Annotated in this window: 16 protein-coding genes; 7 read left to right on the top strand and 9 right to left on the bottom strand. The window is 38.7% G+C overall.

What is annotated here, in order from left to right; genetic code table 11:
* Positions 1–19 precede the first annotated feature (19 nt).
* Positions 20–1078, bottom strand: a complete 1059-nt coding sequence (locus ACFSFW_RS08645) for a FecCD family ABC transporter permease (RefSeq protein ID WP_388037232.1) — start codon at positions 1076–1078, stop codon at positions 20–22.
* Entirely contained in the window at positions 1075–2079 is a 1005-nt protein-coding gene (locus ACFSFW_RS08640; RefSeq protein WP_388037231.1) for a FecCD family ABC transporter permease, read from the bottom strand. Before ACFSFW_RS08640 ends, ACFSFW_RS08645 begins: the two co-directional genes overlap by 4 nt.
* A gap of 286 nt (positions 2080–2365) precedes the next feature.
* Here ACFSFW_RS08640 and ACFSFW_RS08635 point away from each other — a divergent pair, with 286 nt between their 5' ends.
* Positions 2366–3340, top strand: coding sequence for an ABC transporter substrate-binding protein (locus tag ACFSFW_RS08635; protein ID WP_388037228.1), 975 nt, complete (start codon positions 2366–2368; stop codon positions 3338–3340).
* 35 nt (positions 3341–3375) lie between these two features.
* Here the strand turns inward: ACFSFW_RS08635 and ACFSFW_RS08630 are convergent, their stop codons facing one another.
* From ACFSFW_RS08630 to ACFSFW_RS08610, 5 genes are all read right to left on the bottom strand, one after another.
* Positions 3376–4326: a Gfo/Idh/MocA family protein gene (locus ACFSFW_RS08630; RefSeq protein ID WP_388037225.1), complete on the bottom strand. Its 951-nt coding sequence runs from the start codon at positions 4324–4326 to the stop codon at positions 3376–3378.
* 100 nt (positions 4327–4426) lie between these two features.
* On the bottom strand, positions 4427–5191 hold the full coding sequence (locus ACFSFW_RS08625) for a (S)-benzoin forming benzil reductase (RefSeq protein ID WP_388037222.1): 765 nt from the start codon (positions 5189–5191) through the stop codon (positions 4427–4429).
* 79 nt (positions 5192–5270) lie between these two features.
* Entirely contained in the window at positions 5271–6353 is a 1083-nt protein-coding gene (locus tag ACFSFW_RS08620; protein ID WP_388037219.1) for a Ger(x)C family spore germination protein, read from the bottom strand.
* Positions 6350–7438: a GerAB/ArcD/ProY family transporter gene (locus tag ACFSFW_RS08615; protein WP_304216040.1), complete on the bottom strand. Its 1089-nt coding sequence runs from the start codon at positions 7436–7438 to the stop codon at positions 6350–6352. Before ACFSFW_RS08615 ends, ACFSFW_RS08620 begins: the two co-directional genes overlap by 4 nt.
* Positions 7439–7481: 43 nt before the next feature.
* The gene (locus ACFSFW_RS08610; RefSeq protein ID WP_304216041.1) at positions 7482–8966 is read right to left on the bottom strand and encodes a spore germination protein; all 1485 of its coding nucleotides are present in this window, start codon (positions 8964–8966) and stop codon (positions 7482–7484) included.
* Between the two features lie 191 nt (positions 8967–9157).
* On the opposite strand from ACFSFW_RS08610, the gene ACFSFW_RS08605 reads away from it, so the two are divergent.
* The 4 genes from ACFSFW_RS08605 (at position 9158) to ACFSFW_RS08590 (ending at position 14499) form a co-directional block, all read left to right on the top strand.
* The gene (locus ACFSFW_RS08605; RefSeq protein ID WP_388037215.1) at positions 9158–10528 is read left to right on the top strand and encodes a S8 family peptidase; all 1371 of its coding nucleotides are present in this window, start codon (positions 9158–9160) and stop codon (positions 10526–10528) included.
* Between the two features lie 150 nt (positions 10529–10678).
* Positions 10679–12370 (top strand): DUF6044 family protein, encoded by a 1692-nt coding sequence (locus tag ACFSFW_RS08600; protein ID WP_388037212.1) that lies wholly within the window; start codon positions 10679–10681, stop codon positions 12368–12370.
* 670 nt (positions 12371–13040) lie between these two features.
* The gene (locus ACFSFW_RS08595) at positions 13041–14072 is read left to right on the top strand and encodes a glycosyltransferase family 2 protein (RefSeq protein ID WP_388037209.1); all 1032 of its coding nucleotides are present in this window, start codon (positions 13041–13043) and stop codon (positions 14070–14072) included.
* Positions 14041–14499 carry a GtrA family protein gene (locus ACFSFW_RS08590; protein ID WP_388037207.1) on the top strand — a complete coding sequence of 153 codons (459 nt, stop codon included), beginning with the start codon at positions 14041–14043 and terminating at the stop codon, positions 14497–14499. The genes ACFSFW_RS08595 and ACFSFW_RS08590 overlap by 32 nt, the downstream gene beginning before the upstream one ends.
* Here the strand turns inward: ACFSFW_RS08590 and ACFSFW_RS08585 are convergent, their stop codons facing one another.
* Both ACFSFW_RS08585 and ACFSFW_RS08580 read right to left on the bottom strand, forming a co-directional pair.
* Positions 14500–15675 (bottom strand): D-alanyl-D-alanine carboxypeptidase family protein, encoded by a 1176-nt coding sequence (locus tag ACFSFW_RS08585; protein WP_388037205.1) that lies wholly within the window; start codon positions 15673–15675, stop codon positions 14500–14502.
* 192 nt (positions 15676–15867) lie between these two features.
* Positions 15868–16581 (bottom strand): ASCH domain-containing protein, encoded by a 714-nt coding sequence (locus ACFSFW_RS08580; protein ID WP_388037203.1) that lies wholly within the window; start codon positions 16579–16581, stop codon positions 15868–15870.
* A 213-nt stretch (positions 16582–16794) separates the two neighbouring features.
* On the opposite strand from ACFSFW_RS08580, the gene ACFSFW_RS08575 reads away from it, so the two are divergent.
* Together ACFSFW_RS08575 and ypzF are read left to right on the top strand one after the other, a co-directional pair.
* Positions 16795–17142: a gamma-type small acid-soluble spore protein gene (locus tag ACFSFW_RS08575; protein WP_304216048.1), complete on the top strand. Its 348-nt coding sequence runs from the start codon at positions 16795–16797 to the stop codon at positions 17140–17142.
* A 132-nt stretch (positions 17143–17274) separates the two neighbouring features.
* On the top strand, positions 17275–17424 hold the full coding sequence (gene ypzF / locus ACFSFW_RS08570; protein ID WP_165918145.1) for a protein YpzF: 150 nt from the start codon (positions 17275–17277) through the stop codon (positions 17422–17424).
* Positions 17425–17470 lie beyond the last annotated feature (46 nt).

The raw sequence follows: 17470 nt of genomic DNA, 5'->3' as shown, positions 1-17470 counted from the left end.
CGCCCCCTTTTAACTTTTTCTAGCTGTTTCTAGTCTTATAAAGCAAGTAGATAAAATAAGGTGCTCCGATGGCAGCGGTGAACACGCCTGCTGGTACTTCAGTTGGAGAGAAAGCGGTTCTCCCTATTAAATCCGCCAGCATGACAAGGATTCCCCCTAAAAGGGCAGCTGTTGGGAGCAATGCTCCAAAGGCTGAACCGACTAATCTCCGTGCCATATGTGGTGCCATTAACCCAACGAAACCAATCCCGCCGGCAAATGCAACTGCACTACCTGTTAATGCAGTACTTACTAACAATAAAAGAAATCTATGTTTTTGTACGGCACTCCCTACTCCGGTTGCTAGCTCTTCTCCTAGTTCTTGAATGTTTAGATGTCGCGCTAGCACGAAGCAAACGATCAATAAAATAATGACAACAGGACTAAGTATTTGTACATTTGCCCAGGTAGACCCATTAACTGTACCTGTAATCCAAATATTTGCCTGACTAGCTTGATAAATCGGTCCCATTACCATAAATGTTGTTGTCAATGCTTGTGTGAGGGCTGAAACACCAATTCCGATGAGAACAAGGCGAATGGGCGAAACGCCATTTTTCCAAGCCAACACATAGACCAAAAAGGCGACAACAGTCGCACCAATAAATGCAGCGACAGGCATCCATTTTATACTTACAGTTAAAGCATTGCTAGAATTTGAAAAAGTGGCTAAAAAGGCAACAACAGCGACAGACGCACCACCCGTAATTCCTAGAATATCTGGCGAGGCTAGTGGGTTTCGAATAATACCTTGTAGAATACTCCCAGCAGCTGCAAGCGCCATTCCCACTAAAAATGCAATGATAATTCTTGGTAAACGAAATGATGTGACAACCAATTGTTCCATTCTTGAGCCATATCCAAACAATGTTTTTACAACAGTAACAGGGTCTATCTTCATTTCACCTAACCCTGTACTGATTAAAAATAAAATGATTGTTACTACTATTAGAACGAGAACCGTTATAAATGATTTATGATCAATTAAAAAAGAGATGTTTCCCTTTTTTCCAAATCGAATAGATCGATATTTATTCATGCTTTACGAAACCCCTTTCTTGCCACATAAATAAAGAAAGGTGTTCCAATTATAGCTGTCATAACACCGACTGGCACCTCTTCTGGCATGACAATATATCTGGCAGCTATGTCAGCTAATAGAAGTAATACGCCACCAAGAATCCCACAGAATGGCAGGATCCATCGATGATCAATTCCTACTAAGCTCCTCGCAAGGTGTGGAATGACGATCCCAATAAATCCAATTGGTCCGGCAACTGCCACTGCACCACCAGCTAGTAGAATAATCGTAAAGGCTGTTAATAGCTTAACCGTTCCAGTTCGCTGTCCTAAGCCTTTTGCCACATCCTCACCCATGGTAAGAACATTGATTTTATTGGCTAATAGAAGGGATGCAACCCATGCCACTGCTAAATAAGGAAGAACACTCGTAAGCATTTCAAGCTTTCGTCCTTGAATAGAGCCGGCAAGCCAAAATAATACTTGGTCTAATGCCATTTCATCAATAACTAGTAATCCTTGTGTAAAGGAAGAGAACATCGCGGCCATCGCCGCACCCGCTAATGTTAACTTCATCGGAGTAAGACCTTCTCGACCTAGTGAACCTATAAAATAAACGATAAACGCGGCAATCGCTGCTCCTAAAAAAGCAACCCAAGTAAAGGCTTGTAAGGAGTTGATCGAGAATATCGAGACACCTGCTACAATAAAAAATCCCGCTCCCGCATTTACGCCGAAGATACCTGGTGATGCCAATGGATTTTTCGTTAAAGCCTGCATAAGTGCTCCTGCAATTCCTAAACTTGCTCCTACAGCTGCAGCAATAAGTGCGCGAGGTAAACGAATTGTTTCAATAATAATATGTTCATTTGAACCATCAAAAGCCGTGAATGTTTGATAGGCCATTTTCCAAGATGTATCGGTATACCCATACACAATACTTGCACACATTGAAAAAAGTAATAATAAAATTCCGATAATAAGTCCAGCAAATTTAGCTTGATTTGATTTCAAAACCATTATAGTAAGACTCCTTGAATTATAAGAAAGACATGTATGACTTTAGTTAAACATGTTTATGTTATATATTAGGTCGTTTTTTGTTAGGCTTTACTATTCATATGCCTTCTTATTCATCTGAACAAGAAAGCGAAATTAGTAATTTAGTTCTCTTTTAGTCTATTGGAAGTGAGAATGATTGTCAACGGGATGAAAATCATTCTCAATTTTGTATTGACTAATGTTTCAATTCATTTTATCATCATAAGTAATTGAAAATCATTATCAATTAATAGGAGGATACATAATGAACGTTAGAAAGAAAGCTTATCTAGGATTCCTAACATTGGCTGTATTATCACTTCTTTTAGCTGCTTGTGGTGCAGCAGATAACACAGACAAAGGCAACAATGACACTGAAGGAGCTAATACATACACGGTTGAACATGCTATGGGTAAGACTCCAATCAGCAAAAATCCAGAAAGAATTGTCATTTTAACAAATGAAGGAACAGAAGCCTTATTAGCAATGGGAGTTAAACCAGTTGGCGCTGTTCGTTCTTGGATTGGCGACCCATGGTACGAACATATCGAGGATCAAATGGAAGGTGTCGAAGTTGTCGGTGAGGAAAGCAATGTAAATATCGAAGCCATTGCGGCACTTGAGCCAGATTTAATTATCGGTAATAAAATGCGCCAGGAAAATATTTATGAGCAACTAAAAGCGATTGCCCCAACTGTTTTTGCTGAGGATTTACGTGGTGATTGGCAAAAGAACTTTACCCTATATTCAAAAGCCATCAATAAAGAAGAAGAAGGGAAGAAAGTCCTTGCTGAATTTGAAGACCATTTAAATCAGGTTAAGGAAAAGATCAATACCGACGCTGAAGTGTCAGTCGTGCGCTTTATGGAAGGAAGAACTCGAATTTATTATACTGATTCGTTCTCTGGCGTGATTTTTGAACAATTGGGCTTGAAACGTCCACAGCATCAGGTTGATTTATTTGCTGAGAATCCTGAAGATCAGTTTACAAGAGAAGTGGACCAAGAAAAAATCCCATTAATGGATGCTGATGAAATTTTCTATTTCACATATGAAACCGGGAATGGAGAAGCTACAAAGGTCGAGGAAGACTGGATTAACAATCCGTTGTGGCAAGGTTTAAATGCCGTGAAAGCAGGAAAGGTGCACAAAGTAAGTGACCCTATTTGGAATACTGCAGGCGGCGTTCTAGCAGCAAACCTCATGCTAGATGACGTTGAAAAATACTTAGCGAAGTAAAAGTGAGCTCCCACCTTTTGGCGGGAGCTTTTCATTTAGTTATCTCTAAGCTTTTCTAAAATAACTTGTGCCTCATATCCATCCTTAAAGGTAAAGAGTCGGTTTTCTTTACCTGCAATAGCAGAAACGAGATTGTCAATGAGTGTGGCTGTTTCAGTCGTCTCTATCTCAATCGGTTGAATTTCTTCTCCTAGCTTGCCACCTTCAAGCTTCCCCCAATCGCCAAGCGATAGTGTTCCTTCTGTACCATATGCCGTATAAGCGATTCGTTCAGCTCCAGCAATTTGACTGATTCCATTTATTAAAAATGGGGTACCATCTTCTAGTTCTAATGAAGCAATGATTCCAGTTTCACACTTTGTCTCATCTTCTGGAAGCTCTAATGTGCTATTTTGAAAAGTAATTGAACCAAAGATTCGTTGGGTTAATTGAATAAAATGAACCCCTACTTCCAGCACAAATCCGCCTTGTTCTCGTCCCGCAACCCAATCATTCTGTTGCCATAAACGAGGCCAGTTTGGGAAATTCATTGAAAGTTCAAGCTTTCTTAATTTACCTATGTATCCTTCCTTAATCAACGAATCAAAGCTATTAGCAGGGTTACTATAATTTAGAGGGAAATTCATAGCATGAATGATTCCTGCTTGCTCTACTTTTTCTAACATTTCCTTTGCCTCTTCAACTGAATTCGCTAAAGGCTTCTCACATAAGATATGTACTCCTTTATCGATTACATCCATCGTTACAGCATGGTGATATTTTGGCGGGACCGCTACATAAACTAGGTCTAACTCCTCATTAGCTAGCATATCCTTGTGGTTATCATACCAATTGATACCGCCTAATTTTTCAGCCATATCTACAGCTCTTTCTTTTTCCTTATCAACGACTGCAGTTACTGTTGTATGATTGTTCGCATTAAAACCTTGGATTAACCTTTCTCCAATTGCACCAAGGCCAATTACTCCTACTCTTACATGTTTCATCTTCTCTCTCCTCCCCATTCCCCATTATAATTCCAGCTCGCAAAATCGTCTATCACGACAAAAAAATCCCCCCTGAAAATTCACTCAGGTAGGGAGGCTTTTATACGAATGATTTTATATCATAGATATGACCATTGATTAATTCTTTGTTAAAGATGAGGTCCAGGATAACACCCGCAACGAATTCTGGTGATCGTAGTATCCCTTTTTCATTGTATTCAATGAATTGCTCGACTTCAGTGAAATCCTCTTTATTTGTCTTTCTGATTATCTCTTGCATCTCTGTATCCATAACGCCTGGTGAAAAGGAAATCATGGTTACTGGGTTTTCAACTGTTTCCTGCTCAAAACCAACTGATTTTGTAAACATATCGATTCCTGCTTTAGACGAAGAGTATGCCGTCCATCCATGTCGAGCACGTTTTGCAGCACCTGATGATACATTGACAATCACCTTTTTAGTTGCAAACGTTCCCGTATGGCGAATGAAATATGAGCTTAACAACATTGGTGCCAATAAATTAACATGAATATTTTCAGCTAATTCTTTTGGACTCGCCTTTCCAATCGGCTTAATTGGATCAATTATTCCTGCATTATTTACTAAATAAATTCCTTCAGCATTTGAGAAATCGATGGATGAAAAAATTCGTTCCATCACTTTTTCGATTTCTTCACTCTTTTGGAGGTCACAAGAAAAATAATATAGATTGATTCCCTTTTCAAACGCTAATTCTTTTAATTCATTATTTTGCTTTCTAGAGATACAAAATAAGGTGTGATCCTTGTCCAAAATTTGCTTAACAATGGATTCTCCTAATCCCCTAGATGTCCCAGTAATAATAAAATATTTCAAATAAGACACTCCTACCAACTTTTATCTTTTTCCATTGAAATAAGTATATCATACCCTATTGAAAACTGACTTATAGTTTGGTCACAACTTATTGCGTTATTCCCGTCTCGGTTATCGTTACCTCTGAATGAACCTCTATTTTTATATTCGGATAATTAAGTTCCCATTTCTTAAAATCTAAACCACGGGTTGAGTGTCTAGCCATATACCCAATCCCAACTGGGTCAATATTTTTCTCTTGAAAATCCTTTAACATTGCTTCGGATTTCTCTTTTATTGTGTTCTCGAGTTCTTCATCGATCGTTTGAATAGTTTTGGGATTTGTTGTTTGCCCAGAAAATTCACTTAATACTCCTTCAAATTTAATCGTGATGTTTACTTTTGGCTCCCCATCTACTTCCTCGACCTTTATTTTTCTCTTTGATTTGATACGCCGGATAGAAGCGTACTCATCTGTCCCCTTTAATCGAATTGTATAGGACCCTTCCCCATAATCTTCGACCATTGCCTTAAAAAAGAACAAATCAGGCTCATCGATTTTAGCCACCATTTTCCCATGCTTAAACATTCCAAGCCCGGTGATTTCCATCTTATTAGAAAGCAGCTTCATCGTTGGGAGAAAGGGATCCATACCATCCATATAATGTCTATACATAAAAGTATGAAGATCAGACCTAGGCAAATCTCGTTTCTCGATATTATGTTGTAACATGATTGATAAGTATTCCCCAGTGCCCCTGTTACCTAAACTCTTTTCTAATACCTCATTTGTCTTTCCTTCTATAATGGCTAGATTAATTTTCGATCCGATGCTTGCATCACGTTGAAGGGCGTCAATATACCGAAGTATCCCGTTTTTTGCAAGCTCATCCTCATACAAAACAACACGGACAGCACCTGTCACTAATGGGTCCGCTGATTTTTTTTGCAAAACATTAATGATTTCCTTAGCTAACACGGATTCCCCAGTGAAGCTAGCATTGTCGATGCTTTTGTCTGCCTTAAAAACGGGGATAACAGCAGTACCTTTAATTTTTTGACCCTCAGCTCTATCAAACCCAACCGCTGCCACCATATTAATTTCATCTATTATTTCTTCAGAAATTCTTCCATATAGGATTGTTATTAATGTAATAGTACAGAGCGCAATTCCTGTTAGTACTTTTTTCATTTTTTCTCCCTCATTTTACGAACGACTAGTGTAATTATGAAGAGGATTGGAATATAACCAAAGATATAATAAAGTCCAAAATTTGACATATATCCACTGATCATGTCTATATGCTGCCGTGATTTAATGAGACTGCTTGCAACTAATACGGCTGGTAAAATCCAAAGTAACGATTTTCGTTGTTGCACTGAAAACACTTTTTTGATTCCTCTGCCTGCTCCCCATAGTGCAATACAAATATTGGGAAGGATAACAAGATACCATGATGCGATTCCAACATACTCAAATCTTTCTACAAACGGCATGTTGATACTTTTAAACATGGTAAGGGTTGCCCAAATTATTTTATCAAGTTGGTCAGCGCTAAAATACATGATTGCAGTAACACTAGCAATTAGGTACAAAATCGTTGTTGCCAAGACTCCTAGGTGAGCCCATTTTTGGGACTTTGGTGGATTTTTAATAAATGGATAAAATAGCAAAAGCGTTTCAAATCCTATGATACTTAGGGACATATCCTTTGTAGATTTTGCAATTTCCGTTACTGAATGATTCATAATTGGTAACAAATTGCGTACATGGCCGTAATCCAAAGGAAAGAAAACTAATAGAAGTATATATAACGGGAGCACAATACTAAAAAAACTAATACCCGTTACCGTTCTGAAACCACCTAAAATAATATAGTATGCTAGTACAATTGTGAAAAAACCAAAAACCCAACTATTGAATTCTGGGAACATCCATACCTGAATTACCTCGATATAAGAACGTAAAACGGTTACCGCTAATGCCAAAAGGTAGAGAACAAATAATAGGCTCAGAAAACCTCCTATCCACTTTCCAAAAATCTCTTTATGAACATCAACAATGTCCCCCCCTGAAGGATCTAAGATTTTATAGATGATCCATACAATGATGTGTACAGCTACTCCGGCTAGTATGACGGAAATCCAACTGTCATACCCTGCTGATTTGGCAATGATTCGTTGGAAACCAAGCATTCCTACCCCTACTTGCATGGAATGAATTAAGAAAAATACAAAAATAGGAGAAACTAAAAATGATTCTTTGATCCTTTCCATCGTTGCAACTCCTTGGAATCAAATACGCATGAATACTGTGACGCTATTCATCAATATCTTTTTTTGCTTCTGCTTTATTTTGATTAAAACGATTTTTATCTTCAGGACGTAAATAACCCGGACGTTTTGAAAGTTGTGAATAGGGTAGCCGAATAAATGCATCCTTTAAATCTCCTACACGTAGTGGGTAAATTGGTTCTAAGAATGGCCGACCTAAAGATGTTAATCGAATTAAATGCGCTAATAGAAAACAAAAACATACAACAATTCCGATTAATCCCCACAGCTGAGAAAAGATAAGAAATGGAAAACGAATGATACGGATTGTATTACCCATCGTATAAACGGGTGTTGTAAAAGACGCTAATGCAGCCAGTGCGACCATAATTAACAATACATTACTCGTAAGACCCGCTTCAACAGACGCTGTTCCAATAACGATACCACCCACGATACCGATTGTTTGACCAACTTTTGCAGGCAACCTTGCTCCTGCCTCACGAAGGAGTTCAATAACGATTTCTAAAAACAATGCCTCTAGTATCGGTGGCAATGGGACCTCACGCCTTGAGATAACTAAAGTTGCCAGCAGATCCCTCGGAATTAATTCATGATGATATGTTAGAACTGCAACATAGATCGGTGTGATTAATATTGAAAAGATGACCGAAAAAAGGCGAAGCAACCGAACAAAGGAAGCAATATACCAGTTCAAGAAATAGTCTTCAAATGATGAGAAAAACTCAACAAGTGTAGTTGGAGTAATAATGGCTTGCGGTGATCCTTCCGAAAACACCACTACCTTCCCTTCAACTAATACAGACGCAACCCTGTCAGGCCGTTCCGTTTCAAGCATTTGTGGGAAGGGTGAATTCGTATTATCAACAATCATTTGTGAAATATAAGAGCTATCACTTATTTGATCAAAGTCAATATCGCTAATCCGTTGTAATACAGTTTGTACATTTTCCTTCTCAACAATATCTTCAATATAAACCACTGCTACCTTAGTTTTTGATAATTTTCCGATGGTCAGTTCCTTCACCCGTAATTCAGGTACAGGAAGTCGCTTTCGGATTAGGTTTAAATTGGTATCAAGTGACTCAACAAATGCCTCTTTTGGACCAGTTACACTAAATTCTACTTCAGGAGAGTTAACTGATCTTTTTTCAAATTTCACAGCATCTACAAGCGCACAATAACCGTCATGCTTGTGAAATTGAATCATAATACTGCCTTGTAAAATCTTATCTTCAATTTCCCGAGGATTTTTTGAAATCACAATCTCCTTATTTGGAATAATTGCTTTTAGGTCCCGAATTGAATAGACCTTCGCATAAAGTAAATAAGGTAGTATTTGTTCGTTTAAGGTTTTTGTATCAATAATATTTCGTTGATAGCAAATCCAATACGGGCGAATTGCTTGTCTATTGAATTGGCAAATGAAATCTTCAGATTTGCGAAAGGTTTGATATGTTTCCTCCGTTAACCTAGGTTTCTTATCTTCCTTTTTGAACCAATTTGCCATTGCGATCACCCTTTTGCTTTTAACATGTTTCCTTAATTTCTACTTTTTTCCCTCCTGTTAGTTATTCCATGAAATGTATGGAAATTATGCATACTATTTCTTCTTACTTTCAATTTATTGGAATGAAAGTAAGGCATGAAAGAAGGTTGTAAACAAGATACTAAAAGAAAAGTGTGGTTGAGGTGATATGAATGTGGAATAAGAAGAGACTTGCTATAGTAGCATTAATAATTGCGGTTGGGTTATCGATTTTCGTTTCGTTTAGATTATTTGATAATAATGGGGGTCAAGCTAATTCAAAAACATCTTCTACTCGTAGCGCTCCCCTCCAACTGAAAAACGAATCGATTGATACTTCTCCTCAAGTAATGAATGTAGACTCGATTCAACTATACAACAATGTGCAAAGACAATTAGATAATCATGAAGAAATAGACGTAATTGACCATAATGGAAAAGACAAAAGTCATTACCATCATCACCAAGTTATTGTTGATTTTAAACACCACTTAAAGCCCGATGAAATTAAACAAATTGAAAAGGACATTGAAGGTAAGCTACTACGCAAACTAGATTCATCATACATTTTTGAATCAAATAACATGAAGACACCTGCGATGATTTCTTATTTCGATAAAAGGAAGGACGTCGAGTTTGCTGAACCTAACTATATTTTAATGCAAAATCAGCAATCACCAAATGACCTCCTCTATAACGATTTCCAATGGAATTTACGAATGATTGATTCCGAAAATGGCTGGGGTATAACACAGGGCTCAGATAAAGTTAAAATAGCCATAATTGATACGGGAGTAGATTTGGATCATCCTGACTTAGTGAACCGAATTACGGACGGCTATAACATCCTAAAGGACAATAATGTTCCAGATGATGACAATGGGCATGGTACACATGTTGCCGGAATCATTGCCTCACAAACAAATAATCATGAAGGGACTGCAGGAGTCACGTGGTTTAACCCAATTATGCCAATAAAAGTAATGGGCTCAGATGGATATGGGTCAACTTTTGATATTGCACGTGGAATCATTTGGGCAACTGATCATGGAGCTGATGTCATTAATCTTAGTCTTGGTAATTACCAAGGATCAAAGTTGCTGAAACAAGCAGTTGATTATGCATATAGACATGATGTTGTGATGGTGGCTGCTTCTGGTAACGATAATTCCAGCCAACCTAGCTTCCCATCTGCGTACCCGCAAGTATTAAGTGTCGCAGCCGTTGATTTAAACGGCGATAAAGCAGAATTTTCCAATTATGGAGATTATATCGATGTATCAGCACCAGGTGTGACAATACCGAGCACCTATATTGATGAGCAGTATGCTGCATTGTCTGGAACTTCAATGGCAGCACCACATGTTGCTGCGCTTGCTGCCTTAATGCGCTCAATTAATCCAAACCTATCTAATAAAGAAATCATGGAGATTATCAAGGGAACAAGCTTAGACCTCGGAAAAGCGGGGAAAGATATCTATTTTGGCGAGGGATTAATTGATATTGTCCAAGCCCTTGAAAAAGCAAAAGGAGGAACCGACTAATCGTTGAACAGCGGTCGGTACTCGTGTAAAACCATTCATAAAAGTGGGGTTTCCCCACTTTTTTCTTTTCACATTCATATTACATACGATTATGGATACGATAAAAAATGGAAATCCAATAATGGAAATTTTATTAATGGAGGGAGGACATTGTCGCAAACTAGGACTCAACAACGAGGTGAGTTTCGTCTCATCATAGCTGCCCTCCTACTCATCGTCATTTTTGTATCTCCTTATTTTATCCTTGGTGAGAATGCTCATCTACGAGTTCACGACAACTTAGATTCGAATCTTGCATGGTATAAGGTTCTTGCAGAAAGCAATCAAATGCTCGGTCCAGTTGATGCCTCAATCCCTCAAATTATTAACGGTCATCTTCAAAGAGGTGCATTTGGAACCGAACTTAGTGGGATTGTATGGCTACATACCGTTTTTCCGCCGATGATTGCCTATGGACTAAGCCAATTTATCACGAGAATCTTTGCGTTTTTAGGCATGTATTTATTATTAAAAAAACATATTCTCACCCGTAATGAATGGGCTTGGATTCGAGTTGGGGTTTCATTAGCCTTTGCCCTGACACCTTTTTGGCCTTCTGGAATGTTGAGTACACTCGGGATGCCACTTGCTTTATGGGCACTACTAAATATCCGCGATGGGGAGAAGTCATGGGTAAACTGGTTGACACTAACCTTACTTCCCTTCTATTCAAGCATAGTTCTTGGATTTTTCTTTTTTATAAGCGCGATGGGGATTTTTTGGTTGATCGATTGTTTCCGTGGCAAAGGTCTGAACCTTCGCTTTTTATGGGCACTCATTTATTTCACATTAATTTTTATGGTAGTTGAATATCGACTTGTTTACTCCTTTTTATTTATGGATGAACCAAATAGTCGGGATGAATATTTTCATGCACGATTATCATTTTTACGTGCTCTCCGTCTATCTTTAAAAAATTATGTACTTGGTCACACCCATGTAATGAGTGTTCATGGCTTGGTCATTTTGCCAGTTACCATACTGGCCTTGAATGTTGTTCTCATGAAGAAAAAGTGGAAACAAGAGAAAGTTTTTCTTTTCTTACATGTCCTAAACGCTGTTTTGTCCATTTGGTATGCCTTTTGGTTTTATAAAGGGTGGGTTCCCTTAACGGAACGATTTCATTTCTTAAACACCTTTAATTTTGCAAGATACCATTTTCTAAGGCCCATGGTTATTTATGTTTTGTTTGCTATATCGTTAAAAATCTTATGGGAATACCGGGTTGGATGGAAGCGTGCAAGTTTGTTATTCCTAGCAGCACAGCTAGTAATTGTGGCTTCTTTTAATGAAGAACTTGTTTATAAAAACAAGCCATCTTTTCAGCAATTTTTTGCGGAAAAACAATTCGAGGATATTAAGGACTACATTGGCTTGCCACAGGAGGATTATCGTGTAGCTAGCATCGGTCTTCATCCTGCCATCGCTCAGTTTAACGGGTTTTATACACTCGATACATACAATAATTTTTATCCCCTTTCTTATAAGCATCAGTTTCGAGAAATTATCGCCAAGGAATTGGAAAAGGACAAGAAACTGCGACAATATTTTGATGAATGGGGTGGCCGGTGCTACATCTTTTTAGATGAACTCGGCAAGCATTATATGTTTAAAAAAACGTCAAAAAAAGAAATTAAAAAAATGGAACTGAACATGCAAGCTTTTTACGACATGGGTGGCCGGTTTATCATTTCATCTCTGCCTATTCAAAATGCAGCCCAAAATCATTTAGTTCTTGAGGAGACTTTCGATTCTGCAGAATCTGCATGGAGGATTTATTTATATCGAGTTTCGATTGATTAAGGTATGGAAAGACTTATGGCCAATAGAATAGGTTGGGCATTTCAAGGAAAGCATTGGGACACCGTGTTATGGAGATAGAAGTTTGTGTCGGAATTATGGGCTTATTTGGACTTATTTTGACCGGCTGGCTATTGTCTGTGTCGCAATCAGGGGTTCATTCCGACACATTGGGGACTGAATGGCATGTTCTGTGTCGCAATCAGAGGGTTTTTCCGACACATTGGAACGGTGTGATTTACCCTGTGTCGCAATCAGGGGTTCATTCCGACACATTGGGGACGGAATGGCATGTTCTGTGTCGCAATCAAGGGCTTTTTCCGACACATTGGAACGGCGTGAGGTGCTCTGTGTCGCAATCAGGGGCTTTTTCCGACACAAAGGGAACGGCGTGAGGTGCTCTGTGTCGCAATCAGGGGCTTTTTCCGACACATTGGAACGGCGTGATATGCCCTGTGTCGCAATCTTGGGTTCATTCAGACACAGAGGGGGCGGCGTGACATGCTCTGTGTCGCAATCAGAGGGTTTTTCTGACCATTGGAACAGAGTAACGTGCTTTGTGTTGCAAACTGGGGTTCATTCGGACACGTTTCGCCTATCAATTTAGAGTTGTGTCAATAACAAGATTTCAATAAAAGACTTTAACCAAACTTTTCCTTAGGGGGGATTCATCATGAATATACCTTTACTTACAATTGTTGTCCCTTGCTATAACGAAGAGGAAGTTCTTCCTGAATCAATGAAACAACTTAGGTCCCTTCTGGACGACCTTATCGCGGACAAGTTAATTTCCGAAAAAAGTAGACTCTTATTTGTTGATGACGGAAGCAAGGATCAAACCTGGTCAATCATTTATAAACAAGGACTTGAAGACAATAAAATAAAAGGGTTAAAGTTAGCCAGAAATGTTGGACACCAAAATGCCCTACTTGCAGGTTTGTTTTCCGCAAAACGACAGTCAGATTGTCTCGTCTCCATAGATGCCGATTTACAGGATGATATTGAAGTCATACGTGAATTTCTACTTCGCTTCTCTGAAGGTTATGAAGTCGTATATGGTGTGCGTAAAGAACGAAAGACTGATACCTTCTTTAAGAAGCACTCCGCACAAGGATTTTACAAGTTAATGAATTTCATGGGTGTTAACCTCGTTTATAATCATGCGGATTTCCGCTTAATGAGCAGGCGTGCTGTAGAAGCACTTGAACATTTTGATGAAAGTAATCTCTTTTTACGAGGAGTGGTTCCACTAATTGGCTTTCAATCTACCTCTGTCTTTTATGATCGTAAAGAACGAATGGCTGGCGAAACAAAGTATCCCTTACGAAAAATGCTTTCGTTTGCTCTTGATGGGATTACGTCATTTAGTGTTACGCCGATTCGCTTGATTTCATTAATGGGCCTGCTTTCATTCTTTGTAAGCTTATTTTTTGGAGGATACTTTTTTTATTTGAAATTTAGTGGACAAACCCAGACAGGCTGGACTTCCCTGATTACCTCGATTTGGTTAATTGGTGGATTGCAGTTGATTGCTTTAGGATTTATCGGAGAATATATCGGAAAAATTTATAAGGAAACAAAGCGCCGCCCAAAGTTCGTTGTCGATATCGATACATTCAATCTTGCTATACCCGAGGAAGAGCCTGAAGCTCCTGAAGAGGGTGGATACCTAATTGATTACAACCCATTATCTGAAACCAACTAACACATTCATCCGCTTTCTGCTTGTTGGACTCATGAATACATTTGTTGGACTATCGAGTATTTTCTTGCTCTTGCATGTGGTAGGTCTCTCTTACTGGCTTTCAACGTTTCTAGGAAATTCAGTTGGCGCGGTCGTCAGTTACCTCTTAAACCGACGCTTTACGTTTAACAGTAAGGCCACATTTGGAAGAAGCATCCCTTTATTTATCTTGGTCATTCTGAGCTGCTACTTTCTTTCATATTCAGTAAGTAAACTCGTAGCAGGTTTCATTTTACTGCCATACACAAACGAAATAGCTGTTTTGCTTGGAACAGGACTATACACAATATCAAACTACTTTGGCCAAAAATATATCGTATTTGCGGGACAGAAGGCCCCCGGTGGGACAGAGGGACAGGTCCCTCGTCCCACGAAAAAAAGCACTTGATTAAGTGCTCTTTTTTATGTTTTTTATTGTTTTTCGAAGATAGACAAGGCTTACGCCAAAAAACAGGACCATTAGGATGGCTGGTACTGGAACCTTAGGATTAATATTGGCTGGATTGATTTCTGCACGGGTATTCAACGCTTCCTTTGGGATGTCCATTTTCATCTGTTTCGTTGCAAGTAGTCGGCCATCGTCCCCAAGTACCTGCAATACACCTTGGTCGTTCATTGCAATTTGCACTTCTTCATTTTTCATTTGTGTATATTTGAGTGGTTTGCTTAAATGGTAGCTTTCTTTTTTGTCACCAATAAAGGATGTATCCCTTGCTACCTCTTTTACCTCAAAATTTTCAAAGCCGTAATCTAAAAGCTCAACTGTATCTTCATAAGCAATTTCATTTCGATCTGCTTTTAATACGATCGCAATTAAAGACATTTCACCTTTTTCAGCAGAAGTTGAAAGGGTGAATCGTGATTCCTGGACAAAACCTGTTTTTCCACCAGTAATTCCTTCATATGGAATTTCACCTCTAAGCAATAAATGGTGGCTATAAAGGGTTGTATCCCAGCTTTCACCATTCCAGGCTAATTCCTTTGTTCCAAAAATCTCACGGAAAACTGGATTTTCCAATGCATATTTCGTTATTAAAGCAAGGTCATATGCAGTGGTGTAGTGATTTTCATCAAATAGACCATGTGGGTTAGAAAAATGGGTTTGTTTGACACCCACTTCCTTTTGTAGAAACGAATTTAAGGACTTAGCAAAGTCCTCTACATTCCCATCAAGATGCTCCGCAATCGCAACCCCGGCATCGTTACCGGAATTAATCAGCAAGCCTTGAATAAGATGTTTTAACGTAACCTTTTCCCCTTCTTCCAGGTAAACACGAGTTCCCCCCGTTTCATAGGCATTGGCACTAACTGTGACAATATCGTCTAAATTTCCTGTTTCAATGGCATAAATAGCAGTTGCCATTTTCGTTAAACTGGCAGGATATAATTTCGTATCACTATTTTTTTGATATAGAATTGAACCTGTATTGGCATCTAGTAAAATGACTGCATCACTCTTTATCGTTGGTGCATCAATTGGCTGAGAATTTTGAGCAAAAGCTTGAAAAGGCGCAACAAAAGCCATCACAACTACTAGAACCAAAATCATATAAAGTTGCTTCATTTCACTTCTCCCTTTTGGACTTAATGGATATATCTTGTTGCCCCAATATTATTTTATCTATTGAGTGGGACAAGAAGTGAGTCACCTCGTCCCACGATTTTACAATTACAGGTATTCGAAAGTCAAATTGGTTTTTTGGCGGCATCTAAAAAAGACGCTCCGCGTGTTCTACGCAAAACGTCTTCTAAATCCTTATTTATGATAGGTGTAAATGGAACTCCATTCATGAATCAATTGGGTTGCCAATAAGTTTTCTTTGGCGTACTTTTCCGCTTTTATCATGAGTTCCTTTTGGTCCATTTTCCCTTCGAAGTCGGGATTTACTTTGCAGTATATATATGTGCCTTCTTCATTTTGGCGAAATCGAACAAATGCCACAAAATCTTTCTCTTTATATACGGAATAAAAGTAATCACTAGCCACCCCAAACAACTCAAAATCCGTCCAGTTGGTCACCTTAAACCGTTCTGCCTCTGTCATTGGGACAAGGTGGAAATCTATCTTAACATCTATAAAAATGTCCTTAAGCTTAAAATGTTCTACGACTATCACGGTATCTTCATTCAGTTCGTAACCATCGATTTGTAGCGGCTTCTCCCAGCTAAAAATATGATCTTCTATAAACTCATCAAGCGTGGAATTTTCGCCCTTCGCGATTCTCTTACCAACTTCACCTTGAATTTCACCAAATCGTATTTCATAAAAATCGGTAATTTGGATGTTTGCCACATGTTCATTCCGCTTCGTAAAAGCCTGTATGATATCGCCTTTTTCGCTTTTTTCCTCGTCTGGCAATTGATCATACCAAACCTTTGGAGTACAAGTGACTGTCTTCACACCACGTAGTACTTCTTCAAGAAGTCTTTCATCATATTCATCTCGACCCCAAAAATCGATTCGTTTCATTCAAATCACCTCTTCCACTACTTGAATTATATAATGGATGGTTTGAAATGAACAACAAAAAACTCGGTAACCCTTTTATATACACTGAAAAATGTCACTTGATTAACATTCTTTTCAATACATTAAAAGGGGCTGTGCTACACAAATTAAGAAAGGATTTTTGAAAGGGCAGGCCTTTGAGAATCCACAAAAATTCGTCTGGGAGGGTTCCGAATGCAAAACAACAACAATCAACAAATTCCAGCACAGGCTCAAGCTGCACTTAACCAAATCAAACAAACAGCCAAGCAGTTGGCGCAAACAGAGCAAATGAACGCACAGCAGTTCCAACAAAGCTCACCTCAAGTGCAACAATCTGCGTCTGGATTTGCAGGACGTGAATTGAATGCTGCTCAGCAGTTAAACCAGATAGAGCAGTCCGCACAGCAGCTCCAACAATCTGTTGGGCAACAACAATTCACTTCAACCGGATCCTCTTTCAGCACTGAATTTGCTAGCGAAACGGATGTTGCTGAAGTTCGTAAACAGAACCAGCAATCTCAGGCTAATAAAAATCGCTAGACACCTACCATTAGTTATACCCTCACACCTGTGAGGGTATTTTTAGCAAGTAAAATGTCTAAATGGTCTTACATTAATGGGTACAAACTGCTCATACTACAAAGTGAAATGTTAAGAATGGAGTTGAACGTAATGGGACGAACGAAGCGTGGAAATGCGAATGCACAACGAAATAATAATGCGAAAAAAGGAAATAGAATTAGTGAAGAGCTTGTTGAATTCGCATCTTATACAGAAGTAGAAGCAGAAAAACAAAACGTTCAAAAGAAGAAAAAGAAATAGTCTGCTCAGGCCAAGGGTTCCCTTGGCCTTTCCTATATTATCTATT

This window comes from Ferdinandcohnia salidurans, assembly GCF_042680725.1.
GTDB classification, from domain to species: domain Bacteria; phylum Bacillota; class Bacilli; order Bacillales; family Bacillaceae_L; genus Ferdinandcohnia; species Ferdinandcohnia salidurans.
This window is presented reverse-complemented; position numbering and strand designations above follow the sequence as displayed.